The organism is Fervidicoccus sp. SLHALR4, from assembly GCF_058692745.1.
Genome location: NZ_CP182483.1, coordinates 124,018 through 148,348 on the forward strand (window position 1 = coordinate 124,018; position 24,331 = coordinate 148,348).

24 protein-coding genes, 1 rRNA gene and 1 pseudogene are annotated in these 24,331 nt (G+C 52.7%); 15 read left to right on the top strand and 11 right to left on the bottom strand.

Annotation, left to right across the window (positions count from 1 at the left end; all coding sequences use genetic code 11):
* Positions 1-124: 124 nt before the first annotated feature.
* Positions 125-1,972: an ABC transporter substrate-binding protein gene (locus ACLGLO_RS00655; protein ID WP_492128494.1), complete on the top strand. Its 1,848-nt coding sequence runs from the start codon at positions 125-127 to the stop codon at positions 1,970-1,972.
* 43 nt (positions 1,973-2,015) lie between these two features.
* Here ACLGLO_RS00655 and uppS read toward each other — a convergent pair whose 3' ends face one another.
* Positions 2,016-2,807, bottom strand: a complete 792-nt coding sequence (gene uppS, locus ACLGLO_RS00660; protein WP_492128495.1) for a polyprenyl diphosphate synthase — start codon at positions 2,805-2,807, stop codon at positions 2,016-2,018.
* Between the two features lie 137 nt (positions 2,808-2,944).
* Between uppS and ACLGLO_RS00665 the strand changes: the two genes are divergently transcribed.
* The 8 genes from ACLGLO_RS00665 to ACLGLO_RS00700 all read left to right on the top strand — a co-directional run bounded on the left by ACLGLO_RS00665 (position 2,945) and on the right by ACLGLO_RS00700 (position 8,756).
* Entirely contained in the window at positions 2,945-3,331 is a 387-nt protein-coding gene (locus tag ACLGLO_RS00665) for a 30S ribosomal protein S8e (protein ID WP_492128496.1), read from the top strand.
* A 21-nt stretch (positions 3,332-3,352) separates the two neighbouring features.
* Positions 3,353-3,691, top strand: coding sequence for a signal recognition particle protein Srp19 (locus ACLGLO_RS00670; protein ID WP_492128497.1), 339 nt, complete (start codon positions 3,353-3,355; stop codon positions 3,689-3,691).
* A gap of 391 nt (positions 3,692-4,082) precedes the next feature.
* Positions 4,083-4,352 (top strand): H/ACA ribonucleoprotein complex subunit GAR1, encoded by a 270-nt coding sequence (locus tag ACLGLO_RS00675; RefSeq protein ID WP_492128498.1) that lies wholly within the window; start codon positions 4,083-4,085, stop codon positions 4,350-4,352.
* 1 nt (position 4,353) lies between these two features.
* Complete coding sequence (locus ACLGLO_RS00680; RefSeq protein WP_492128499.1) at positions 4,354-5,256, top strand: transcription initiation factor IIB; 903 nt, start codon at positions 4,354-4,356, stop codon at positions 5,254-5,256.
* Positions 5,257-5,401: 145 nt separating this feature from the next.
* Positions 5,402-6,121 carry an ABC transporter ATP-binding protein gene (locus ACLGLO_RS00685; protein WP_492128500.1) on the top strand — a complete coding sequence of 240 codons (720 nt, stop codon included), beginning with the start codon at positions 5,402-5,404 and terminating at the stop codon, positions 6,119-6,121.
* Positions 6,118-7,404 (top strand): ABC transporter permease, encoded by a 1,287-nt coding sequence (locus tag ACLGLO_RS00690; protein WP_492128501.1) that lies wholly within the window; start codon positions 6,118-6,120, stop codon positions 7,402-7,404. Before ACLGLO_RS00685 ends, ACLGLO_RS00690 begins: the two co-directional genes overlap by 4 nt.
* A 92-nt stretch (positions 7,405-7,496) precedes the next feature.
* Positions 7,497-8,042, top strand: a complete 546-nt coding sequence (locus ACLGLO_RS00695) for a hypothetical protein (RefSeq protein ID WP_492128502.1) — start codon at positions 7,497-7,499, stop codon at positions 8,040-8,042.
* 12 nt (positions 8,043-8,054) lie between these two features.
* Complete coding sequence (locus ACLGLO_RS00700) at positions 8,055-8,756, top strand: hypothetical protein (RefSeq protein WP_492128503.1); 702 nt, start codon at positions 8,055-8,057, stop codon at positions 8,754-8,756.
* 73 nt (positions 8,757-8,829) lie between these two features.
* Here the strand turns inward: ACLGLO_RS00700 and ACLGLO_RS00705 are convergent.
* A pseudogene (locus ACLGLO_RS00705) lies at positions 8,830-9,683 on the bottom strand (SDH family Clp fold serine proteinase).
* Positions 9,684-9,975: 292 nt separating this feature from the next.
* On the opposite strand from ACLGLO_RS00705, the gene ACLGLO_RS00710 reads away from it, so the two are divergent.
* On the top strand, positions 9,976-10,890 hold the full coding sequence (locus ACLGLO_RS00710) for a DHH family phosphoesterase (protein WP_492128504.1): 915 nt from the start codon (positions 9,976-9,978) through the stop codon (positions 10,888-10,890).
* 7 nt (positions 10,891-10,897) lie between these two features.
* Here ACLGLO_RS00710 and ACLGLO_RS00715 read toward each other — a convergent pair whose 3' ends face one another.
* Positions 10,898-11,725, bottom strand: a complete 828-nt coding sequence (locus ACLGLO_RS00715; RefSeq protein WP_492128505.1) for a phosphoglycolate phosphatase — start codon at positions 11,723-11,725, stop codon at positions 10,898-10,900.
* A 173-nt stretch (positions 11,726-11,898) separates the two neighbouring features.
* Here ACLGLO_RS00715 and rrf point away from each other — a divergent pair.
* Positions 11,899-12,017, top strand: a 5S ribosomal RNA gene (gene rrf, locus ACLGLO_RS00720).
* 5 nt (positions 12,018-12,022) lie between these two features.
* Here the strand turns inward: rrf and ACLGLO_RS00725 are convergent.
* Complete coding sequence (locus ACLGLO_RS00725) at positions 12,023-12,193, bottom strand: hypothetical protein (protein WP_492128506.1); 171 nt, start codon at positions 12,191-12,193, stop codon at positions 12,023-12,025.
* Between the two features lie 35 nt (positions 12,194-12,228).
* On the bottom strand, positions 12,229-12,705 hold the full coding sequence (locus ACLGLO_RS00730) for an Lrp/AsnC family transcriptional regulator (RefSeq protein ID WP_492128507.1): 477 nt from the start codon (positions 12,703-12,705) through the stop codon (positions 12,229-12,231).
* 93 nt (positions 12,706-12,798) lie between these two features.
* Between ACLGLO_RS00730 and ACLGLO_RS00735 the strand changes: the two genes are divergently transcribed.
* Positions 12,799-14,229, top strand: a complete 1,431-nt coding sequence (locus ACLGLO_RS00735; RefSeq protein ID WP_492128508.1) for a hypothetical protein — start codon at positions 12,799-12,801, stop codon at positions 14,227-14,229.
* Between the two features lie 93 nt (positions 14,230-14,322).
* On the opposite strand, the gene ACLGLO_RS00740 is transcribed toward ACLGLO_RS00735, so the two are convergent.
* Positions 14,323-15,006: a hypothetical protein gene (locus tag ACLGLO_RS00740; RefSeq protein WP_492128509.1), complete on the bottom strand. Its 684-nt coding sequence runs from the start codon at positions 15,004-15,006 to the stop codon at positions 14,323-14,325.
* 84 nt (positions 15,007-15,090) lie between these two features.
* On the opposite strand from ACLGLO_RS00740, the gene ACLGLO_RS00745 reads away from it, so the two are divergent.
* On the top strand, positions 15,091-15,768 hold the full coding sequence (locus tag ACLGLO_RS00745; protein ID WP_492128510.1) for a hypothetical protein: 678 nt from the start codon (positions 15,091-15,093) through the stop codon (positions 15,766-15,768).
* 7 nt (positions 15,769-15,775) lie between these two features.
* Here the strand turns inward: ACLGLO_RS00745 and tmk are convergent, their stop codons facing one another.
* The 5 genes from tmk to ACLGLO_RS00770 form a co-directional block, all read right to left on the bottom strand.
* Positions 15,776-16,474 (bottom strand): dTMP kinase, encoded by a 699-nt coding sequence (tmk, locus tag ACLGLO_RS00750; RefSeq protein WP_492128511.1) that lies wholly within the window; start codon positions 16,472-16,474, stop codon positions 15,776-15,778.
* A gap of 36 nt (positions 16,475-16,510) precedes the next feature.
* Positions 16,511-17,761 (bottom strand): DNA primase DnaG, encoded by a 1,251-nt coding sequence (gene dnaG / locus ACLGLO_RS00755; protein ID WP_492128512.1) that lies wholly within the window; start codon positions 17,759-17,761, stop codon positions 16,511-16,513.
* Positions 17,762-17,964: 203 nt separating this feature from the next.
* Positions 17,965-19,059: a tyrosine--tRNA ligase gene (locus ACLGLO_RS00760; protein WP_492128513.1), complete on the bottom strand. Its 1,095-nt coding sequence runs from the start codon at positions 19,057-19,059 to the stop codon at positions 17,965-17,967.
* Positions 19,060-19,073: 14 nt separating this feature from the next.
* Positions 19,074-20,306 (bottom strand): aminotransferase class V-fold PLP-dependent enzyme, encoded by a 1,233-nt coding sequence (locus tag ACLGLO_RS00765; protein WP_492128514.1) that lies wholly within the window; start codon positions 20,304-20,306, stop codon positions 19,074-19,076.
* Positions 20,307-20,316: 10 nt separating this feature from the next.
* Positions 20,317-22,770, bottom strand: a complete 2,454-nt coding sequence (locus tag ACLGLO_RS00770; RefSeq protein WP_492128515.1) for a valine--tRNA ligase — start codon at positions 22,768-22,770, stop codon at positions 20,317-20,319.
* A 95-nt stretch (positions 22,771-22,865) separates the two neighbouring features.
* Between ACLGLO_RS00770 and ACLGLO_RS00775 the strand changes: the two genes are divergently transcribed.
* Together ACLGLO_RS00775 and cyaB are read left to right on the top strand one after the other, a co-directional pair.
* Positions 22,866-23,681, top strand: a complete 816-nt coding sequence (locus tag ACLGLO_RS00775; RefSeq protein ID WP_492128516.1) for an HD domain-containing protein — start codon at positions 22,866-22,868, stop codon at positions 23,679-23,681.
* A 12-nt stretch (positions 23,682-23,693) separates the two neighbouring features.
* Positions 23,694-24,227, top strand: a complete 534-nt coding sequence (gene cyaB, locus ACLGLO_RS00780; protein WP_492129093.1) for a class IV adenylate cyclase — start codon at positions 23,694-23,696, stop codon at positions 24,225-24,227.
* Positions 24,228-24,331: the final 104 nt, after the last annotated feature.

Sequence of the window (24,331 nt, forward strand, 5' to 3'; positions counted from 1 at the left end):
TAAAAAACTTTTTATATTATAAATTATTTAGAATAATATAAAAAATCTGTTCTAATTGTAACAAAAAATTTAAATATATGGGCTCCTTTTCCCAATTCACCAACGCTTTAAGGTGATCATGCAGATGCCTTCTTCAAGATTTGTATTGGTGGCAGTAGTAGCCATTGTAGTAATAGCCATAGCAGCTGGTTTGATTCTGAGCCGTGGCCCATCAACTCAGACTACTACAACTCAGCAGACCCAGACCACAACTTCTGCTACTCAAACAAGCACCACACAGGCAACAGGGGAAAGCGTCCTGAGGGTGTCATTCGCCTGGCCAAATTACATAGATCCTGCGGTCGGAAATGACTATGCAAGCGCAACAACCATAAACAACCTCTACGATCCACTCGTCTATCCAAAGCCTGGGGGAGGCGTGATACCCTGGGTTGCTGAGAGCTGGAATGTCAGCGATGATGGAAGGACCTGGACCTTCCACATCAGGAAAGGGATACTCTTCCACGATGGAAGCGAGCTGACTGCGAATGACGTCGTCTTCAGCATGAACAGGCTCCTGACCATAAAGGAGGGCTTCTCCTATCTGTTTCTGCCGTATGTGGACCAGATCTATGCTGCTGACAACTACACGGTGGTCATAAAGCTGAAGTCTCCCTACGGCCCATTCCTCGATGCACTGACGAGGTTCTACATCCTAAACAGCAAGCTGGTGATGCAGCACATAGTCTACAATAGCACGCAGTACAACTACGGGCAGTACGGCGACTACGGTAGGACCTGGCTCCTCACACATGATGCCGGGAGCGGGCCGTACATGGTCAAGAGCTTCCAGCTGGAGTCCCAAGTGGTCCTCCAAAAGTTCGACAAGTACTGGGCAGGCCTCAAGCCAAATGCTCCAAGCACAGCCATATTCATTGGGACGACTGACCCCTCAACCGTGAGGACCTTGATGATGAAGAGGGAGCTGGAAATAACGGATCAGTGGCAGCCAAAGGAGAACTACGACTTCCTATCCAATGTGACGGGGATAAGCATAGCCAACATCCCCTCTGGCGATGTCTTCTACCTGATGCTCAACACCAAGCTCCCACCGACGGATGACATCAACTTCAGAAAGGCGCTGGCGTGGGGCTTCGACTACAATACGGTGATCAACCAGATATTCCCAGGCAGCCCGAGGGCCTGCGGGCCGATAGCGCCGAGCCTGCCCGCATCTCTCCCGAACGCAACGTGCTACACTTATGATCCTCAGAAAGCTCTGGAGGCACTGAAGCAGAGCAAGTACTACGGTCAGCTCGACAAGTATCCGGTCGAGTATCACTGGGTTGCTGAGGTTCCAGATGAGGAGAAAGTGGCCCTCCTCTTCAAAGCGAACATGCAGCAGCTCGGCATAACTGTGAACGTGGTCAAGAAGCCTTGGCTCTCAGTTGTCCAGGAAATGGCTAACCTCTCGAGCTCGCCCAACATAGTTTCAATTTTCGACGGCCCTGTCATAAACGATATAGGCCCACTCCTGCTGGCTAGATATTCCAGCAAGAGCCTGGGAACATGGGAGCAGAACGAGTGGCTGATGGACTCGAAGCTGGACTCAATGATAATGGATGCCCTCCAGACGATAAACCAGACTGAGAGGTATCAGAAGTACTACCAGATACAGCAGTACATCATAGACCTCGTGCCGACCATCTTCACGTTTGAGCAGCTGGAGAAGCACGCCTATCAGAGCTATTATGTCGACTGGCCTCAGGCGAGAGGAGAGGGAGTCATGCTGTACGGCTACTCAATAGACCTCAGAACCATACAGGTCTTCCCAGACAAGAGGGCTCAGCTGCTCTCCGGCTCAACCACCGCAGCGAAGTCCGGAGACCAAGCTCTCCTGATCGCTGAACTGCTGGGGGCCAGCATGCTGTTAGCATCGCTCGCCTTGGCTCATCAGAGCAGATTAACTATGGAGGCGCAGAGGAAAGTCTGAAGTTCGTTTTTGTCATGGGGATCTCTTTTTTTGCTATACGCGCTCACGAGCCGAAATTCCTTTTTCTCTTCTGGTAAGAGCGGATTGCCCTCCACAGATCTATCTTCCTGAACTCAGGCCAGTAGACATCAGTGAAGTAGAGCTCAGAATATGCGCTCTGCCACAGCAGGAAATTGCTTATCCTCTCTTCGCCACTCGTCCTTATTATGAGATCGGGGTCTGGTGAGTCCTTTGTAAGGAGATAGCTGCTCACCAGCCTCTCATCTATGTCCTCGATATTGATTTTTCCCTCTTTGTAGTCGGAGGCTATCGACTTTATCGCTTCAATTATTTCGTGCCTCCCTCCGTAGCAGACGGCTATGTTGAGGATCCTCTCGTTGTTTTCAGCGGTTGCCTCCTCGACCTCCCTCGCAAGCTTCTTCACCCTCTCCGGTAACAAGTCATAGTTCCCTATTACCCTGACCCTCACCTTGGACCTGAATATCCTCTCATCTGTCTTCAGCTTCACCAATGCCTCGGAAAGGAGATTGAATATGTTCTCCTTTTCCTCGGCGCTTCTTTTCAGGCAGTTCTCAGTCGACAGAACATATATTGTAGCTGCCTTTATTCCAAGCTCCCAGATCCATTCCAGGACTTGCTGGGCCCTCTCATACCCAGCTCTGTGCCCTAAGAAATCCTCGATTCCCTGCTTTCTAGCCCACCTCCTGTTTCCGTCGGGGATGATCGCTATGTGCTGGGGCATGTTCCCATCCTTTATCTGCTCCCAGAGATATCTCTCGTAAACTCTGTAGAGAGGCCTGGTGAGGATGCTGAGTATCCTAACGCTCCTTGACAACCGGCAACACTTCCCGATGCGAGCTGGGGCCCACTCATTTATATTCCTCTGAGAGAATTAAGGTTTTGCTATTCCACGGAGAATGTTTAAAACCTCGTTTGAAAAATGTCTCTATGCATCAGAGAGGGATTTGAAGTATGGGGATCTATCAGGAAAACGATTTGAAGAAGCCCAGCGGAGGGAGAAAGAGCAGAAACTACAAGGTGAAGAGGAAGGCCCTGCTTGGGGGAGCTCCGGTGGAGACTAAGCTGGCTGAAAAGGAGGAGAGGAGCGTAGAGAAGGGAAGGGGAGGAACTCTGAAGGTCAGGCTGAAGAAGGCGAGCAGGGCAGTCGTCATAGATAGAGGAGAGAAGAAGGTCAGAGTTGAGAAGATACTGAGAGTCCTCGAGACCCCCAGCAACAAGGAATATGCGAGGAGAGGGATAATAACGAAAGGGACTGTGATCGAAGTGGAGTCTGGGAAGGCAGTCGTTATATCAAGGCCCGGACAGGACGGAGTTGTGAACGCAATTCTGTTGAAGTGATCCCTCAGCAGGGAAACCCTTTTGGAGAGCACGAGGAAGTTTTCTGGAAAGAAAGTTGTGGTTTACCCATCGTATTTTGATTCTCACGCTTCCAGAGGGATGGGAAGGAAGGTCCCGCTCTCTCACTCTATTCCCAAACCTTCTGCCAAGGAAATAGCATCTGCCGCGGAGCGCCTCGGGCTGAATCCTTCTATAGAGGAGAAGAAGTACCCTAAGAAGTGGTGGGAGGAGAAGGAAAGGGTGATCGTGGAAAAGAGAGGGAGCAAGAGGAAGGTCCTCCTGATGATAGCTGAGGAGCTGAAGAAGGGCAGGCAGAATCCTCCTATTCGGGCACAGGAGCAGGGAACCCGGGGCGCTTGATTCGGTTACTGAGCATTAAATGGAAAAAGCATTTTGGCTTACTCTTTCAGAGGAAATTATTGAGCTCCGAAAGACGAACCCTTCTCCCACAGAAGCTGCGAAAACGCTCTTTTCGCTGACCCTGGAACTGTGCTGGCTCATTCTTCTCTTCGTGGGGAAGATCCAGCGCTATTTCGAGCAATCCTCCATAATCCCCCCAAAGAATGGGGGGTCCTGCTGCGGAGAAAGTATTATATAAACATTTCGCGTGGTAATACATGATATTGACAGGACTAGAGCTGTCCGAAAGTAAACTTCATGAGAATGAGGGGAATCTTCGGAACAATTGTAATACCCGCCAGACCTGTTTTAAAACGGAAATGAAAGTATTTTAGAACGGGCAGGGCTTTCTATGAGGCTAGAGGGAAAAATAGAGAAGGTCATCGACAGGAAGAGGTTCCTTGTTAGGCTTGAGGGAAAGGATATCCCACAGATAGGGGACGCGATCCTCTCGCCGGATCTGAGCCCAATAGGGAAGGTGGCAGACATCATTGGAAATGTGGACTCCCCTCTAGCCCTCGGTATAGCAATTCGCGAAGATATGGATCTATCCAAGCTCATCGGAAAGAAGGTCACGTTCACGAGCTATGGTTCCAGAAGGCCTGCCCGGAGGAGAAGGTGATTTGAGCTCATCGGATGCTCACGAACATGAAGGCAAGTGTCCTCAGGTAGTAGTGGACCAGGAAAGAGGGGAAATAATTTGCGTTTCTACTGGGGAGGTAGTGGGAAGCATATTCGACCTGGGGCCCGAATGGAGGGAGTTCGCAACCAGCGATGGGAAGCTCCGCTCGAGGGTCGGCGCCCCCCTGACAAGGACTATGCACGACTACGGTATATCCACGACGATAAGCGAATCTGATATAAGGAGGCTCAAGTTCTCGCAGAGGAAGAAGATGTACATATTGAGGAGGAGGATCGCTTCAACGAGGATGAGAGAGAACAAGAGGATGATAGCTGCCCTGACTCTGCTGAAGGAGGGCGCCTCGATGCTGAGCCTCCCCCAGGTCGTCCTCGAAACAGCTTCAACTCTGATCAGAAAGGTCGTAGAGGCTGGGCTGGGTAGAGGGGAGAAGATGAGGGCCTACGTTGCCGCAGCTCTCTACATTTCCAGCAGAATCTCGAAGATTCCTAGGTCGTTTTCATCGATCATGAATGCGCTCGAGGTCGAGGAGGAGAGCGCGAGGTACGCATACAGAAAGATCGTGGAGCTCAGTGGGGGGAAGATAAACGCAAAGCTCACCAGTCCAATCGACTACGTTCCCGCATTCTCAACGGCCCTCAAACTGAGCAAGGGAGCGGAAAAGCTCATGTACAGGCTGGCCAACGCCATGGAGAAGACGAACATGGTCCAGGGGAAGTCGCCCATAGCGGTTGCGGCTGCCATAGCTTACATATCCTCGGCAATAATGGGAGAGAAGAGGAACCAGAGAGATATAGCTGCAGCATTCGGAACATTTACTGATGTCGCCGTTAGGAACAGATACAGGGAAATAGTTGACAACTTATATATAGAAGTGATGCTTTGAGTTTTGTGCTTTCTCGAAAATTCTGAGTTTCATCGAAAGCACGCTGTTCTGCTTCGAAGCTCTTTAACTGCTCCTTCTCTCTCAAGGCATGGTTTTAAAGTTTAAATGCTTCGATGAAGTTATAGCTTCAAATGAGATGATTCTGATGTCGGCTCCAGCAGTTGAAGTCAGAGATCTCGTGAAGAAGTTCGGCGACAAGGAAGCTGTGAAGGGGCTGAGCTTCGAAGTGAAGCAGGGGGAAATCTTCGGGTTGGTTGGCCCAAACGGAGCAGGAAAGACCACGACTCTCAGAATAATCGCGACGCTTCTGAAGCCCAGCGGAGGAAGAGTTAGCGTTTACGGCAGAGATGTTCTCAGGCAGGCTGAGGAAGTCAGAAAGCTAATTAGCTACCTCCCAGAAGATGCTGGCGCATATCCTTATATGACTGGCATAGAGTATTTGAGGTTCATATCCTCGCTGTACGATTCAGGAGAGGAATCTGTGGAAATAGGCATGGAAATTTCTGGTTTGGGCGAAGCGCTGAAGGAGAGGATAAAGACCTACAGCAAGGGGATGAAGAGGAGGCTGCAGGTCGCCAGAACCCTCATGATCAAGCCGAAGCTGGCAATTCTGGACGAGCCAACCAGCGGGATAGATGTTCTGTACTCCCTCCAGCTGAGGAAGGAGATCAAGAAAAGGGCGAAGGAGTGGGGGATCACCGTCCTCCTCAGTAGCCACAACATGCTTGAGGTGGAGTTCCTGTGCGATAGAGTGGCCTTCATACATGATGGTAAAATTGCTGATTTGGGCACGCCTGCGGAGCTGATAAGCAGGTACGGGGCTCAAAACCTGGAAGAGGCCTTCATGGAGGCGATATCGCAGTGAAGAGTTCGCTGAAGACTCTAATAGCAAAGGAGACGAAGGAGATGCTGAGGGATCCCAGGATTTTCGTTTTGCTCATAGTTGCTCCCATGGTGATTTTCATCCTCCTTGGCTCGGTCATGGGATATGCAACGGAGAAAACTGTCCAGTCAGCAACCCTCGGATTGAAGGTAGCTGTCGTGGACAACGATGAGGGAGAGCTCTCGAAAGCTTTCGTCAGCTTCCTCAAGTCATTTCCGAACGGGACTGTTGAGCTCTACCCTCCGGGAACTCAGATCTCTTCTCTGCTCCAGAAGGGATCATATGATGCGGTCCTGGTTATACCAGCGGGATTCTCAGCCAACATTTCCTCGGGCAGGGGGGCCATCATATCATCCTATGAGAACGTGAGAGACCTCAGCATTTCCTCTACGGTCAAGTTCTCCTCTCTCTCATCTGCGGTGAGCGCATTTCAGCAGCAGATATTGATGAGCCTTCTATGGAGAGCATACCCCGACATGAACGCAACATCGCTCCTCCATCTCGTTTCTCTGAACGAAACTGCAGTCCTTGGAGGAAAAGAGTACAGCTTAGCGCTCGTGAATTCTCTGCTCACTGGCTCCATAATGCTCATTGTAGCACCTATAATGGTCTTTTCGATAGCATCCAGCCTGGCGGCTTCGAGCATGGGGACGGAGAAGGAGGAGAAGACCTTGGAGATACTGCTCTCTCTTCCAATAAAGAGGACCCAGATATTGCTTTCGAAAGTATTCGGGGCATTCATCCTCTCCCTGATAGGAATGGTTGGAATGGGTGTCGGATTCTACTACTACATCAGCTCCATATTCTCGAAGACTGGGGCTGGAGGATTGCAGCTCGCGGGGACTCTATCCATATTGAGCCCAGCTTCGATCATCGCTGCGGGCCTAGGCATCCTCCTCTCCCTCCTCTTCATCCTGGCGGCATCGATTGTGATAGCATCGCTCGCCGGCAACGTGAGGGAAGCTCAGGCCATGGCTTCATATGCCTGGCTTCCGATCCTGGTTCCCTACATACTTCTCATGTACATAGACCTGTCGCAGCTGAGCACCTCCGCTGTCATCGCAATTTCGCTCATCCCAGCCTCAACCCCGCTGATAGCGCTCAAAGCGTCTTTCCAGGGGTGGAGCACCCCGATCATCGTCAGCTTCGCCGCAAATATTCTGTACTTCGTAGTCATTCTGTACCTCGGAGCCAGGTGGTTCGAGGGGGAGAGGATCCTATCCGCCAGGATTTCCAGAAGGAAGATGAAGATGAAGCTCAGATGAAAAATGAAAGCGTCTTTTAGTTTTTAAATACCATTTCACAGAAATATACTGCAGAGGCAACGAAAATTCTGCTTTTCCTCTGGTGCTAAGAGTTGTTCGGAAAGAAGCTCGACAGGAAGAAGACTGCAAGGGCCATAGCATCTCTTAGGATAATGGAAAACAAGCTGAGGTTCATCGAGAGCAAGCTCGAAAGCGGAATAGAGGAGAAGATGCAGGACCTGATGAGGATAAATCAGCTCTATGGAAAGGAGTTCGCCATGCAGGTCGCTGCCGAGCTAGCTGAGAGGAAGAGGATACTCGCCAATATCAAGTCGATGAGGATCTCGGTTGAAAGGGTGAGGGTGAAGTTCGAGACCATGCTCGACATGAACGCGACGGTCGACATGGCAAAGGAGATAATCCCGCTCATTTCAGATCTCAAGAAGAACTTCTCGAAAGCTGCTCCGGAGCTCTCCCTCATGTTCAGCGACTTTGAGGAGAAGCTGAACGAGTTGGGCATTGAGATAGGTTCCTACGCCCAGTTCGAGGGATCTGTTCCCGTTTCAGTAGACGCAGGTGGGGAGGTCGAGTCAATACTCAGAGAGGCAGCTGAGGTAGCGAAGAGCAGAGAGAAGGGGAGGCTTCCTGCCCCTCCATAGTGGTGAGAAGGCTTGCCCATCGTTACAATAAAGTTGACAGAGGAGGAGTTCAATCAGCTTAAGAGCAGGGCCGCCGCTAGGGGATTCGAAAGCATTTCGGAATACATGAAGAGCTTAGCCCTCTCCGAGCACAAGCAGATTGAGGCGCAGGTGCTCCCGCAAAAAGAAGCTAAGGAAAAGGAGGAGGGATCTTCGAAGGAGAGGGAGCTCGTTCAGAGCATTGCCAGAGCCGTTCAGGACATAGTCAACCCCTTCACCGCGAAGATAGATGAGCTAGCAAGGTCTGTTGCTGAGCTGAGAGAGAGGATAGAGAAGCTGGAGGAGGCCGTCCAGAGAGGGGCGCATGAGGCAGAGGCGAGGCCGGAGGCAGCTAGGCCGTCGAAGGCAGGAAGAGGGGCAACAGCCATAGAGAGGCTGAGCATAGAGGGGGTTGTCTTTCAGAGCGAACTCACATGGCTGAAGAACCCGAAGGCTTTCTTCGATAAGCTGAAGAGGGAGGGGGCAGTGGTGATAGAGCTGGAGGGTGAGTACATCGCGGTAGATCCCGATTTCTGGGACAAGTTCCAGTCCAAGCTGTCTGGAACCAATGAAAGGGATCCGGCGAAGGTAGCAAAATCCCTTCCAGAGAAAATGGCATCTCTGTTTAAGAAGCTCCTCTCCGAGGGGAAAGTTGTCTACGATTCCGAAGAGGGAGTCTGGAGGGTTTCAGTCTGAAGTTTTCCTCGGGATCCCTCTCTTAATTTCCTATTTGAAAATAAAGCTGGAAGAAGCTTGTTCGCTCCTCAAATCACCTGCTAGTCTTCTGGGGAGACCAGGGGATGTACTCGACGCCGCTCCTCTGCATTATGGGGGCCTTGTAGAGGGACATCAGATCGTAGACTTCTGGGGGGATCTGATCTTTAACTGGGAGGCCGAGCTTCTCAGCCTCTTCGTAGGTGATTGGATGATCATGTGTCCATGTTCCTCCAGTGAGCTTCTCCGCCAGCTCTCTGGCCTTCTCCTCCCCCATCTTGTCCCTGAGGAGCTCTGCGACGAGGTCTTGAACCCCTTTTATGGCCTTCTCGGCAACATCTGCCATTATCAGCGTTATGTCTTCGGCCTTCTCCCCTTCAACTTCGCTAGCTTAACAATGCTCGGGGCAGGAAGAGCTCCATACTGCTGGAGCTGGATCTGGGGATCCACGGGTCCAAGAACAGCATTCCTATCCATCCATATCTCATCAGCAGCGAGAGATATGAGCGTGCCTCCGCTCATCGCGTAGTGAGGGACTATCACGACCTTCTTTCCCTTGTGGCGCTTGAGGGCGAGGGCTATCTGGGAGGCGGCGAGGACCAGGCCTCCGGGAGTGTGGAGGATCAGGGCTATCCCGACGTTTTCCGGAGTCTCTCTTATCGCCCTGAGGACTTCTTCGCTGTCATCGACATCTATATACCTGTAGACCGGGATCCCTAGTATGCCGACCCTTTCCTGCCTGTGGATCATCGTTATGAACTTCATCTTGGTCTTTGCTTCGAGAGAAGCGAGGATTCTCGCCCTGGCCGCCCTGATTCTAGCTTGAGATGTTGTCGGTGAGAATATGAGCAAGAAGAATATCAGCCAAAAGAGTATGCTTGCTACATCCGCAAGTGTCAAAGCCTTCACCGCCGTCAGTAGATAACTTCATTTAAATTGGTCGCTTCGCTATAAATAAATTTCTCATCTTTTTCCGCTGCAGAAAAAATGGAAGATTCTTCAGCATTGCGAGCATTTGACGTTGTAGTGGTGAGAGCTTTTTAAAACCACAATGAGGTTCAGCGAATCAGCCAAATTAATGCTTAAGAGCTGTCTGTTCATAAAGGAAGAGGCCTCGCATAATATCGAGGCTTTAAGCTGTAAAATATATATGTCAGTAATATACAATAAGTAATTGATCTCTTTCTGGGAGCTGGTAGATTTGATCGGGATAGTATCTCACTGGGACATCGACGGAATTGCCTCAGCAGCGATGCTGGCAACAGCCTTCGGCGTCTCGAGGGACTACATCAGGCTCTCCAGCACAACGAAGGTGTACGACTACTTCAAGGAGCTCAAGAAGGCGAGGGCCGATGAAATCTACATAACTGACCTCAACATTGGAGAGGATGTGCTCAGCAAAATACTGAAGGAAGACAGGAAGTGCAACGTAGGGATCCACATAGTGGATCACCACATTTGGGATGATGCCTTGATAAGCTCAGCGAGGGGATGCCCGAACATGGAGATGATAATTTCTCAGTCGGCCGAATGCGCTTCTAAGCTGCTGAGGCAGACGGTTCTGAGGGGGTACCAGCTTCCTCCTCACATCGAAGACCTCGTCAGGCTCGCCGAAGACGACGACACCTTCTCAAACAAGTTCGATCTAACTTCAAAGTGGAGGATAATACTCAGGTGGGGAGACTGGGGCATAAGGTACAGGACCCTCGAGAGCTGGATAGACGGGTACATATGGCCCAGCTGGGCCCAGTCTTTCTACGAACAAGCAATGAGCGAGTACGAGGAGCTCATGGAGAAGGCTGCCCAGACGGCAGAGCTATTCAATGTGGGCGAGAAGAAGATAGTTTTCCTATATCCGAGTGAAAAGATACACCCCGGCGACCTACAGAGCTTCTTCGAAAAGAAGAAGAGCATGGGGGCTGACATCTACGTTTTCGTATATGGGAAGGGGATAAGCCTCAGGAGCAAAAATCTCGATGTATCCCTCCTGGCAAAAGCAATGGGGGGAGGGGGGCACAAGTATGCAGCAGGCGTCAATCTGAGGGAACCCGAGGATAAGGAGAGCATAAAGAGGAGGATTTTCTCGGTCTTCCGGAGGATCTATTCGAGGGGCTGATGCTGCCTCAGAGGTCTTCCTTCGCTTTCCCCTCGGGAGGTCTGGAGCTGTTCCCCAGCATCTTGGCTTCAGCAAGTGCTCTGCAGAGCTGAGCGAAGCCGTAGCCGCTGTCGAAATCCGTTATTATGTCTGCTCTTTCCAGAAGCTCACGATCGGCATTTGCCACAGCCACCTTAACTCCAGTCTCCCTGATGAAGTCCCAGTCCATGTAGCTGTCCCCTATTCCAGCCACTTCATCCATTCGGATCCCGAAAGATGAGATCAGTTGCTTGAGGCCTCTCAGCTTCCCAGCTCCCTTCGGGGTTATGTGCACTGCATATCCGCTGTAGTTGACATCGACCCTGTCATGAAGTCCTGTCCTCGCAAGAGCGCTGCTTACGAGCTCCCTTATTCTCGCGGAGTCCAGCGATTCGTCGAGGACCTCGAGGGCGAAATCGTACCTTCTGAACTCGTTCTGCCAGGACTCCCTGAACTTATCTGGAAAGCTCTCCGCTATGAACGTAGCAATGCTTCGGTTCGAGTCCCTGCACAGCTCCGTCACAGATGGAGGCCCCCTCCCTTTCCCCAGTGCACTGACAATGCATCCGTTTTCGGCCACGATGCCGTCTGCCCCGAGGTATCTGGCGAGACCGTAGACGATGGGGAAAGCGTTGGCGGAGACGAAGAAGAGCTTTATTCCGGACTTCTTCAGCAGGGTCATCCCCTCTATGACTTCTGGGGGGATCAAGTAGCTCTTCCTATCCGCAGTTATCGTGCCGTCCACGTCCGTGGCTAGAGCCTTGATGCCCTGAAGCTTCTCTAACAGCTCGGCCGCCCTCTTCATTCTCTTATCCATTTGAGAAGCTCCTCTTTGGTGTTTTTTGAACAACTCTCTCCGCACAAAAATATAATTTTTCGCTATATGATATTGAGCATGGCTTGTTGCATTGCTTTTTCCTTGCTGGATTTCAGTGAAGCAAATGGCATCAAACTTTAAAAACCTCTGAAAGAATTAGAAATTAATTGGTCCGGGCCGGCCATAGCGGCTGGGCAACACCCGGTCTCGTCAGATCCCGGAAGTTAAGCCAGCCGCGTTGGAGTTCCCAGTGAGCGCCGAGAGGGCTCGCAGGGGCTCCAAGCTGGTGCCGGGCCTCTAAATTCTCATTTTCAATACAACAGCGAGAGCGATGAAGAAAATCAGCGCTTCAATGATGTGCCCCCTTTCCCTTGTGAGGAAGAAGGCTAACAGGGCCATTGCAACTGCTAAAGCTGCAGAAGCTATGGAAGCGATGGTGAGGGCCCTGCCGAGCTTTCTGATGGACATTACCTCTTCATCTCAAGGAATTGGAAGAGAAACCGTCAGAGGGGGACGTGAGTTGGGCTCTCCTTCACAACCCTCAGGGCAATGCTCGTCGTCGTCCTCTTTATATGGGGGTTCTTCAGCGTGTCCTTGACGAACCTGTCCAGCTCTTCGATGCTCCTGAACCTGGCAACAGCTATTATGTCGAAGTCTCCAGTAACGTCGTACAGGAATATGACGTTCTCCTTAGAAGCCAGCATCTTCTCTATTTCTTCCAGGTAGGGGCCGTTTACACTGAAGTGGATTATAGCGGTTATCTTGTAGCCGAGCCTGCTGTGGTCGACGCTCAGAGTGTATCCCTTTATCAGACCCGCATGCTCGAGCTTCTTTATTCTAGAGAAGACCGTCGAGATGGGCATCCCAACAGCATCGGAAATCTCCTTCAGGCTCCCCCTTGAATTCTCAGCCAGAGCCCTCAATATCTTCAGATCGCCCTCCTCGAGCACCACATCCTCCGAATCCTTCTTCCTAGGCATGGTGACCCCCGAGCATTATTCAGCATTTTTCGTAACGAGGATAAAAATTTTTAATGCACTTCCGCTTAAAAAAGACATACTTTTCAAAGAGGGATGCTGTCTTTGAGGGGAGATTGGCTGAGAAGGGCTCTCCAGCCGAGGGGCAGAGCGGCTGCGGTTATCAGCCTCGCCATCATCATTGCTCTTTCCGGTGTGAAAATATTCTTAACATACGAGCAGGCTTCCTCCCTCCAGGGCTACGTCAGCGACGAGATCTGGTATGTTCCAAGCTCGAGGCTTCTGGCCAACGAGGTCCTGGGGCTGAAGACGGTTTACCTCTACAACGGCACTCTCTTCGGATACAACATCCAGTTCAGCAGCAGCGATGCCGTGAGCTCATGCGAGCTCTCAGTGCAGAGATCCGGAGGAGCGATTCTCAAGGATGACTACCGCAACAGCTATGCACTAGCAGTGGCTCTGCCTGAGAGCATGTCTCCATACGATGTATGCTCTGACATCGTTAAAGTAGTTCCCGGTTACCCCATGCCGGACAACAGCGGAGTCTTCGATTATGTCAACCCGGAGCACCCGCCCCTGGCCAAGTACATCATAGCCCTTTCAATGGTGACTCTAGGAGACAGGCCCGTCTCATGGAGGATCCCCGGAGTGATCGAGGCCGGGCTTCTGGTCGTAATCGCGGGACTCATAGGGTGGAGGCTCTCCGGCATTTTCGGAGTATCACTTGCATCCGCAGCAGCTGCACTCGATCCGCTAACAAAGAACATGGGGAGCGTTGCAATGCTCGACATCCACCTAGCTTTCTTCACAGCCCTGGGCCTGCTCTTCTACGCATACAACAGACCGCTCCTCTCCGCGCTGTTCATTTCCCTCTCCGGGACTGTAAAGTACAGCGGGCTTTTCCTCGTCCCCTTCCTCATGATCTGGCTTTCTAGGGAGAGGAGGTTCTACTTAAAGGCTCTGGCTTATTCGGTAGGATTGCCCATCCTGACCGGAGCTCTGGTCTTCATTCCGCTCGCCAGCCACTACGGGGCTCTTTGGGTCATAGACCAGCTGCGCTCCGCTCTTGCTTGGCACATGCAGAGCAGGCCTCCTGGACCGCCAACCAGCACACCCATCGACTGGATCCTGGGCTGGAGCCCCTTCTACCTATCATACAATCCAGACATACCTGCTTCAGGTTCCCCGATCATATACGTTCCAGTCTTCGTTTCCTCTCTGATCGCACTCCCCCTCTACTTCATCGAGAGGGAGAGGCCTGGGTTCGAGCTCAAGAGCTACGGCCTTCTCCTATCCACAGACGTTTTCCTGCTCATGTATGCATTGCTCTACGTTCTGGGGAACAGGACCCTCTACAGCTTCTACTTTACCCAAATAGCACCGGCTTTCTATGCTGCCTTCCCTCAATCCATCTTGATTATCACGGGATACTACGGTTCGCTGAAGGAGCTCGGTGGGCTGCTGAAGGGTATCTTCACCAGAAAAATGCCTGAAAATACAGAGCAGGGAGGGAATGCAGCGCTTTGATTTACCCAAAGACTTTTGCTGCCGAGGAACCCCAGCTTTCTCCTCCGGGAGTATATACCTGAAAGAGAGTATGCTTGAAAGCACAGGAAAGCATTATCTGAGCAGATACCTGTAGCTCTCAAATTTGTCTGCGCCGGATTGGATGATCCATGAAAGCCATGTGATCTCGGTGGGCCTGAAGCCCGCTTTCTTTATGACTGCTTCGGCCCTCTCTACGAATTCTTCATTCGTTCCATTTATGGGCTCAAGACCAGCTTTCGCGAGAGCTTCATTCAGGAACTTCTTCACAATCCTGTCCGGGACTATCGTGTCTGCTCCTCCCATGTTGCGAAGGTACTGGAAGGTTATGATCCCAATCCCCTTTATAGAGCCAATAGCATCTTTCCTCCAAGCAGATACGCTTGAAGAGCTTGCCCACCTCCGCAGCGATTCCGCATCGCTTCCACCTCCCATTTGGCTCAGCTTCCCAGCGATCTCCTTCATTGCTACAACAGTCCTCCCGTTCCTCCAAAAAGATGCGAGAGAGTCAGCGTCCATTTCAGCAAGATCCCTTAGAGTCCTCACGGCTCCGCTCTCCACGAACCTCCTCCTGAACTCTTCAACCTTCGGCAAGACCACTCCGAAATAGCTGAGCCCTGATGAGACAAGGGATGCGTCGACAACGATGAGCACAGCATTTCCGCCCCACCTCTCCCCTCTCAGAACCATATCGCAATACTCCTTAAGCCACGGGACCCTCTCGAGGTAGTGAGAGAGTATCTCCCTCAAGCTCTGCACTTGATGCACCTCTTCTCTTCCAGCAGCTTCCTCTGCAGAAATTAAAATTATTTTTCTCTCAGAATAGCTGTGTGGTGGAGCCATTTGAATTTGGAGGAGCTCGGCACCAGGCTGAGGGCGGTGGTGATAACTCACCACGGCATAGGAGCAATGTACCTCCTTTCCCTGGCAGCGGCAAATGCACTGAGGGATGGGATGGAACCACGCATAATAGAGCTCTCTCCAATGAACAGGAACATCTTGGAGGGCTTCCTGAGAAGGCGTGGCTTGCCTCCTGAGAAGGTTGCTGTAGAGGGAGACCTGAGCAGAGCAGTGGGCTACCCGAGCCTCATATATGCTGTTGGCTACGATTTGAGGCCCCTTGCGAGAGAGCTCGAAAGGGTCTCCAACTCAGTTTCCTTCGCAGCAACCCACACGGGATCCTTCCTCGGACTGATTCTGAAGGCGAGGGTTCTCGAGCTCAAGGAGGTTGGGGGTTCCTTGTTTCTGCTCAAGGATAGGCGGGGGGGCGAGAAGATGTACCTCGAGATGAACCAGCTCAGCATCTCTGAAGCTCAGTTCGTTGAGAAGAAGGTCAGCAGAGAGGGCTACAACATCCTCCTAGACTCGATGACGGAGTATGGCGAGCTGAGCGTAGCTGATGCCGTAGCTATACTGCAGGGGAGGCTGAAGCTCACAAGGGCAGAAGCGAGGAGGCTCCTTTACGAGCTTGCAGGCGAGGGAAGAATAAAGATCTCGGGAGGGAAGGTGCAGCTGGGCTGAGGCCTGCTCATATGATCTTCCTCGCCCTGAGGACTTCTAGGGCACTCCTGAGGACTTCCTGCGGGGGAGGGGAGGCATCGATGACCTCAACGGGGGGATTAGCCAGAGCTTTGGAAATTTCCAGGTAGGCCCTCCTGAGCCTCTCGAAGCTCTTCCTGTCTTCGAGGTGCTTGAGCTGCCTGTCCCCCTTCCTCTGAAGCCTCTCCCAAGCTAGAGAGGGCTCGAGGTCGAGGAGGATGACGAGGTCCGGCTGAATGGCGAACGAGTTGAGGGACATTATGACCTCCACCGGAGCCCCCCTCGTGCTCTGGTATACAATGCTCGCCAGATAGCTCCTGTCCCCGAGAACCAGGACTCCTTCCTTCCTCAGGAGGGGGGCGAGCCTCTCGCTGTGCATGATCATCCTGTCGGCTGCGAAGAGATAGGCTTCAGCAATGGGATTCATCCCCGGCATCCTGTGGAGGAGGGATTTCACCTCATCGTAGTACGGCTCCCTCACGATGTCGCACTCTTTACCTTCTCTCCTCATCTCCTCACATATCAGCTGGGTGAGCGTGGTCTTTCCCGAGCCGTCTATCCCCTCTATGGCAACATACTTGCCCCTCCTCTCCTCCGAAGGAAGCAGGCTTATCTCCGGCTCCAGAATTCCTGTCTCTCCTTTGCCTTCGATGAGAACGGAGCCTGGCCTCAGAACTCTCCTGCTCAATGAAAACCCCTCTCTCGATGCAGAAGCTTCTCAGCATCAGCTGAGCAGGTCTCCCATTGTGAGGAGTGCTACCCCCTCCTTCCTCTTGGCAATGCTCCCTATCCTGGCGGCGACGAGGAGCTTTATTCCCTTTGCCGAGGCGGCATCCACTATCCTCTGAGTAGCTATCCCGTCGAAGACTACAGCTGCAGCCTTTCCTGGCTCCAGGCTCTCGAGCTGGCTGTACAGATCTCTCACGGGCACCCTCGCAATGGGGTTCCACGAGCTGTCGTATATTATAGCCTCGAGGGTCCCCCTCAGCTCAGATATGGATTTAATCACTGCCTCGGGTATTTCATAGGTGATCGGCTGAGGGAGCTGTGCTTGCTGCTGTGCTTCAGCAGCCTGGGTCTGGAGCGCTTGCTGAGTTTCTGCTTCAGCCTTTGGAGCTTCTGGCTTCGGCTGCTCAGCTGGCTTCTTCTCGACCTTCTTCTCCATTTCAGCTCTGTACTGCTCAGCCGGGACAGCTGCTTGAAGCGCCTGCTCTATCTCTCTCCCAACGAGGTCTTCGACTTCCTTCCCAGGGGGTGCCCTAGCGACGTAGTCGACCTTGGTTGAGCTGAGAAGCGTCCTGAGAATGAGCTCACCGCCGTGATCCCCATCTACGAAGGCTATGACCTTCTTCTTCTTTGATGCGAGCTGCTTCACGCTCTCCGGTATGCTCTCCTTTGCCCCCTCCACAGCTATCGCGTTGTTGTAGCCATAGCGGAGAAGGTTGAGCACATCGGCCCTGCCCTCCACGATTATGAGCTCATCCCCCTTCTCGACTTCGCTTCCAGCTGGGAGCTTCTCCGGACCGTACTCGATGATTTCTGCAGGCTTGAGGGCGCTCTCTATCTCTCTCAGTAAATCCTTTATGTCCGGCATCTCGGTAGCCTGCCAGATCCTGAGGAGCTCCTTCGCCCTATCAACGGCCTTCTTCAGCTTCTCGACTCTGAGATCTACGATCTTCACTACCTGTATCTTCGCGCTGTAGGGTCCGACCTTATCTATGGTCTCTATAAGCGCTGCTATGAGCGCTGTCTCAGCGCGATCCAGGTTGGAAGGTATCTTTATCTCTCCCTTTATCTTGCCGTTGCTGGACTTTATGTCCACCTGTATCCTTCCTATCCTTCCTTTGTCCTGCAGCTCCCTGAGATCGAGCTCAGGGGAGAGGAGCCCCTCGGTCTGCCCGAAAAGGGCCCCTATAACATCGTTCTTGTCTACTATCCCATCTACCTCTACTTTCGCTCTTATCAGGTACTTCATGAGTAATCATCCTCCACACCAGAAATGAGGTGTGAGCTTACTCGCGTGAGCGTGAAATTTCCGAACTCCTCAGCTAGCCGGAGCGCCTCGAAGCGTTCCGGTGGAATTCGGCATTCAATATAAGCTGAGAATAACCAAAAATTAAGTTTTTCCCCGCAGCTTCATCTGAACCTCGAGGCCTTCAGGGAGTACGCGAGACCGCTTCAAAAAGAGATCTCGATCCTGTAGAATTTGGCAATCTCCTCAGCCAGCTTTCTCGCCTCTGCGTTTGTTCTGAAGTATTCCCTGACGGGTTTGAGCCTCTCAGCAAGCGCTCTCGCTGTTGCTTTCTTGAGGTCGAGGGGGTGGATCTTGCCCTCGGTGAAGAGCCTCTCGAGGTCATTGTAGCTTTCAACGTCGATAGGCCCCCCGTACTCGCTGGGCCTCTCTATCCTCAGAGTGAAGCCTTCCTCATAGAATAGGATGTATTTGTTTATTTCGAGGACTGGGTTGAACTCCTTCACTCCCTTGGGGCAGTAGGCGGAAAGAACCTTCTTCTCTATCACATCTTCCGGATCGTGGATCAGGATGGTTGACTCTGGGGATGACTTGCTCATCTTCGCCTCCGCAAGGACCTCGTCCCTCGACCCTCCGCCCCCAGCCCTCCCTTTTCCAGAGAGGCTCGTGAGGAGGGGTGTGTGGATGGCAACTATCTTCTTCCTCCCAAGCTTCTCGGCCAGCTCCCTAGCGAGCATGTGGGCCTTCCTCTGATCCATTCCCCCCAGGGCTATGTTCAGGTCCATGTAGTATATGTCGGAGACCTGCATGAATGGGTAGATTATCTTGCTCGAGTCAAGCTCTGCCTCGTCCTCCTTCCTCCCCATTATGGTCAGCGCCCTCTTTGCTCTCGCGAGCGATGTTCCCTTAGCCACCCTGAGGACAAGCTCCCAGTAGCTCTTGTCCCCGACCATCTCCTCCGCATCTATGAACTTGATCCTGTCCACGGGTATTCCCAGTGCTTTGAGGCCGTGCCTTATGTACTTCGCTGCTCCCCTTATCAGCTCCAGGTCTCCCCCGAACTTGTCGTTTATCATTGCGTGCCAAGTAGCTTCGAGAAGCCTGAAGTTCACTCCAGCGTCCACGAGATCCTTGGCTTTGTAAGCCCAAACCATCCATCCTATGTGGAAAAGGCCGCTCGGCTCGTATCCCAGGTAGCCCTCGAGCTTCTCTCCTGTCTCGAGCTTCTGCTTCAGCTCCTCCTCTGTAACGATCTCCTCCGCGTTGCTGGTTATAAGGTGGAACCTCCTCTCAAGATCCATACATGCATTCACCTTCAGCCGAAGTACTTCTTCCTAGCATCAGAGAGGGAAGACGCGAGGTAATCAACTTCCTCTATGGTGTTGTAGATATAAAAGCTGGCCCTCAAAGTCCCCTCGCCTGCCCCTATAGCATAGTGGTACGGGTGGGCGCAGTGGAGCCCACTCCTCACTGCTATGTTGTAGAAGTCCCCCAGCACCTTTCCAACGATGTGGGGGTTCACCCCCTCCACATTGAACGAAACAACTCCCAGGTGCTCCCCCCTCATCCTCCCTGGATAGAGCTTTATCCAATCGAGCTCCTCGAGCCTCTTCCTCAGCTGCTGCATGAGGTATTTCTCGTGCTCCACTATGCCCGCTCTTCCTATGGACTGAAGGTAGTCTATGGCAGCAGAGAGACCCACGGCCCCCGCCACATCGGGGGTGCCAGCCTCGAATTTGTATGGGAGGTCAGCGTACTCGATCCTCTCAAGCGTCACGTCCTTTATCGTCCCCCCTCCTACCATGACCGGGGAGAGCTCCTCCCCTATCTCCTTCCTTACATAGAGAGCCCCGATCCCGAATGGGCCGAGCATCTTGTGGCCGCTGAAGGCAAGGATGTCTACCCCCAGCTTCCGGACATCGATCTCCAGATGGGGAGCGCTCTGAGCGGCATCGAGAACGAGGAGAGCGTCGTGCTCCTTCGCCATCCTGGAGATCTCCTCGACTGGATTGAGCGCACCGGTGACGTTGCTAGCGTGAGGTAAGGAAACGGCTATGAGGTCTTCTCCCATCTTTTCCTCGAGCTCGGATATCTTCAAGTACCCATTCTCGTCCACTCCAACGTATTCAACGGAGGCCCCGAGGAGCCCAGCAGCCCTCCTCCATGGGAGCATGTTGCTGTGGTGATCCATTAGGGTGAGGAGTATCCTCCTCTTCCCGCGCATGAGCCCCCACTCCACTACGGGGATGGCAACAGCTGATATAGCGTGGGTGGTGTTCTGGAAGAAGGATATCTCCTCCCAGCTGGATGCGTTTATGAACTTTGCGACCTTCTCGTGAGCTTCCTCGTACAGCCTGTCCGCCTCCTCGCTGAGAGGATAGTGCCCCCTGTGGACGTTGGCATTCTTCTCCTCGTAGAAGGACCTCACCGCATCTATGACCTGCCTCGGCCTCTGAGTAGTTGCGGCGTTGTCAAGGTAGACGAGGCCTTTTCCGAGCTCGCTGGAAAAAATGGGGAAGTCCTGCCTTATCCTGTAGGGATCGATCATGAGCGAGACCTCACTCTCTTATCCAGACCACTTCTCCTATCTGCCTGGCATCTTTTTGAGGCTCCGTATATACCGCTCTCTTTATCTTGTGCAGCTTCTCCAGATCCTTAGAGGCTGGCTCCAGAATCGGTGGGAGGATGAGCTCTGCCTCTATAGCATCGGTGAGCTTCATACCTCTCTCAACCTTGAACTTCCATATATCGTTGTTAGCCTTGATGGCAGTTTCCATTAGGATGGCTTCCTCGTCTGATGCGCTCTCCCCATATTCAGATTCGGTGAACCTCTCTTCGTGGACGCCCTTGCCGTAGCCAATGCTCCTCCATATCTCATCGCTCACGAATGGCATGATTGGAGCGACCATCTTGAGGGAAGCCCTCAGGAGCATGTGGAGGGTGGCCCAAGCTGAGCGCTGCTCCTCCTCGCTGAACTCGCCCTCATCGTTGTAGGCCCTCCTCTTTACAAGCTCTAGGTAGTGGCTGGCAAACGTGTTCCAGATGAAGTCGTAGGCAGTCATGGCAGGCTCGTAGGTGTCCATCTCATCGAACCCCTGGATGTACTTCCTGAAGTGCTTCCTCATGAGCGCAATGGCTGAGGAGTCCAGCTTAGTTCTCCCCGCTGATGCCCCTCCAGGGTCGGGGAACTGGGAGATGAACCTCGCTATGTTCCAGAGCTTTGTCGCGAAGAGCTGCCCCGTCCGCAGGAGCTGGGGGCTGAAGCGGTAGTCGTACCCCACCTTAGCTGAAGCGGCCGCCCAGAACCTGAAGGCATCGGCTCCGTACTCCTCTATCACTGGGAAGGGATCTATGACGTTCCCCTTGGATTTGTGCATCGCTTCCCCCTTCTCATCGAGCCCCATCCCCGTCACCCTGACCCACTTGAAAGGCATCTTCCCCGTCAGCTGGTAGACCCGCAGGAGGCTGTAGTAGAGCCACGTCCTTATTATCTCGTATCCCTGAGGCCTGAGAACTGAGCCCCTCACCTTCTCGAACATCTCATTGTCCCTTTTGTAGCCAGTGACGTAGAGCATGGAGATGCTGGAGTCGAACCAGGTGTCGAAGACCTTCTTCTCCCCCTCGATGAACTCCTTACCTGCTCCGCACTTGGGGCACCTGTCGAATGGGGGCTCCTCCTTCCAGGGCCTGTAGTATCTGAACTCTTCCGGGATGAGGATGCTCCCGCACTTCCTGCACCTCCAGACAGGCACCTCAGTAGCGTAGTACCTGTCCCTCGATATGGGCCAGTCCGATGAAACGGACTTTATCCAGTCAACGAGCTTCTGCCTGTGCATTTCGGGGTAGAACTTCACGCTCTCGATCTCCTTCAGCAGCTTTTCCTTGAATTCGACCTGCTTCAGGAAGTACTCATTGACATGTATGAACTCAACTGGAGTGCCGCACCTCCAGCATACGGGAACAGTGTGCGAGATCTTCTCCTTCTTGACGAGGGCCCCGATCTTCTCCAGCTCCTCAGCTATCTTTTCTCTCGCCTCCTGCACCTTCAGCCCCTTCAGGAAGCCTGAGGCTTCGTTCATCCTCCCATCTTTATCTATGAGGACCTGAGGATCCAGCTTTAGCTCCCTGAACAGCCTGACGTCTGTGCTGTCGCCGTAGCTGCATATCATGACTAGGCCTGTCCCGAATGATGGATCAGCCGATTCGCTCTCAATTATGGGTATCTCCCTCCCATATATTGGGGAGATGGTTCTCCTCCCGCTCAGCCCCTTGTACCTATCGTCTCTCGGATTGTAGATTATCGCCCTGCAAGCAGCGAGGAGCTCTGGCCTCGTAGTTGCTACTATCACTTCTCCCCCGCCCGAGAGCTCGAACTTTATGTAGTAGAGGTATGTTTCCTTTGTGGTGTACTCGAGCTCGGCATCGCTCAGGGTCGTCCTGCACCTCGGGCACCAGTTCACGGGCCTCTCGGCGAAGTATATGAGCCCCCTCTTCCAGAGATCTATGAACGTAGACTGGGTAAGCTTCCTGTACTCCTCGCTGTCTGTCCCGTTCCTCCAGTACTCATAGCTGCAACCAAGCCTCCTGAGGATCTCGACCAGCTCCTTCTCTACGGAATCGAGCTCCCTGCGGCAGAGCTCGAGAAACTTCTCCCTCCCCTCAGGCGTTGAGGAGAGCTCGTGGGGGTTGAGGCCTGTCTTCTTCTCGACGCTAACCTCAACAGGGAGCCCGTTCCTATCGGCGTAGAAGGGGAGCAGGACGTTGTAGCCCCTCATCCTGAAGTATCTCGCGATTATGTCGTGCTGAACATAGTGTGCTGCTCCAGCCACGTGCCACTTTCCGCTGGGGTAGGGAGGTGGGGTGTCTATTATGAGGGCGGGGGAGGATCCCAGTTCTTCCCTCCTGAACCTCGGCATCCCCTCCCTCTCCCACCTCTCGATGACCTGGAGCTCTCTTGACTTGTCCCACCTCTTTTCCCTTATCTTAGCTTCGTACTTTGTCTTGCTCTCCAACCCTAAGCCCTCCGCCTGCTCGAAATGATGAACAAATTAGATTAAACAGAAAACCTATAAATATTGCTCGGAAGAACTGATTGGAGGTTTCTGCGATGACATCGGAAAGCATCTTCAGCGAAGCAGTAGTGTCGCCTTCGCTCATCTCTGAGCACCTTCAGAGGAACCCCCTCTTGAAGAAGGCAATGGACATCATTTGGTCCGACCAGGAGTTCACAGCGCTCCTCGAGATGAGCAACGTCATGGCTGTGAAGAGGCTCAGATACAACGACCACGGCCCCGTGCACGCGAGGATAGTCTCTGGATCGAGCCTAGAAATATTCAGGAGGCTAGTTTCCAGAGGAGTTTCTCCTACGACTGTTGCGGATGGAACAGCTTCGAGCGTGGAAGAGGCGGAGCTCATTGTTATGCTGGCGGCGCTGCTCCACGACATAGGAAACAGCGTCCACAGGATGAACCACGAGCTCATCGGGGCATTGATTTCCAAGGACATTATAGACAGAGTTCTCTCTTCCCTCTTTCCGGACGACCAAAAGAAGAGGATCAAGATGAGGCAGGAGGTGATGCACGGGATCTACTCTACGAGCTTCGAAGTTCCTTCGCTAACCGTTGAGGCTGGAAGCGTGAAGGTTGCCGACGGAACGGATATGTCCGAAGGGAGGGCGAGGATTCCTTACAGGATGGGGAAGAACGACATCCATGCGATCTCTGCCCTCAGCATCGAGAAGGTGACTATAGGGAGCACAGACGAGGTCCCGGTGGTCATAACGGTTTTCATGAAGGAGAGGGCTGGAGTCTTCCAGATAGAGCAGGTGCTCATCCCCAAGATCAGGAACAGCGGTCTCTCGAAGTGGATAAAGGTCAGAGCTGTTTGGGAGGGGAGAGAGCTCCCTCTGGAATTTCAGAGGTGAGCCTCGTTGGAAGTGGAGGTTAAGGTGAAGATCTCGGAGGAAGAGATGAAGAGGCTGAAGGATATTCTCGAGGAAAAGTGCAGGGGCATGGAAGAGCTTGAGATGGAGGACATATACTTCTCCCATCCCTGCTACGATTTCAAGGAAAGGGATGAGGCCCTGAGGCTCAGGGTTGAGAGGAGGGGGAGAGGGGAGAGGGCGGAGCTAACGTTCAAGGGGAGGAGGATCGAGGAGAGGGGAGTGAAGGCAAGGGAGGAGATCAATGCTGACGTACCAGACTGGAAAAAGATACTGAGCATACTCGAATCGCTTAGCTTCAGGAAGTTTGCCACTGTAAAAAAAGTGAGGACTGACTTCGACTGCTCGTCTTTCAAGGTCTCCCTGGACAGAGTTGAGGGCCTCGGGACGTTCGCCGAGATAGAGGGCAAGGAGGGGTGCGGAGCTGAGTGCGTAGAGGAAGCCCTCATGTCTCTGGGAGTGAGGGGGGAAGTAGAGAAAAAAACCTATCTTGAGCTGATCCTTTCGCTCGCCTCTTCCGGAGATTGACTTCCATGCTCAGAATGAAGGCATAAGCAGGCAGCTTGGCTTCCTTTTCATCTCTCCAGAGCTAATTTTTCCGCATAGAAGAAGTCTCATCCATAATGACGCAA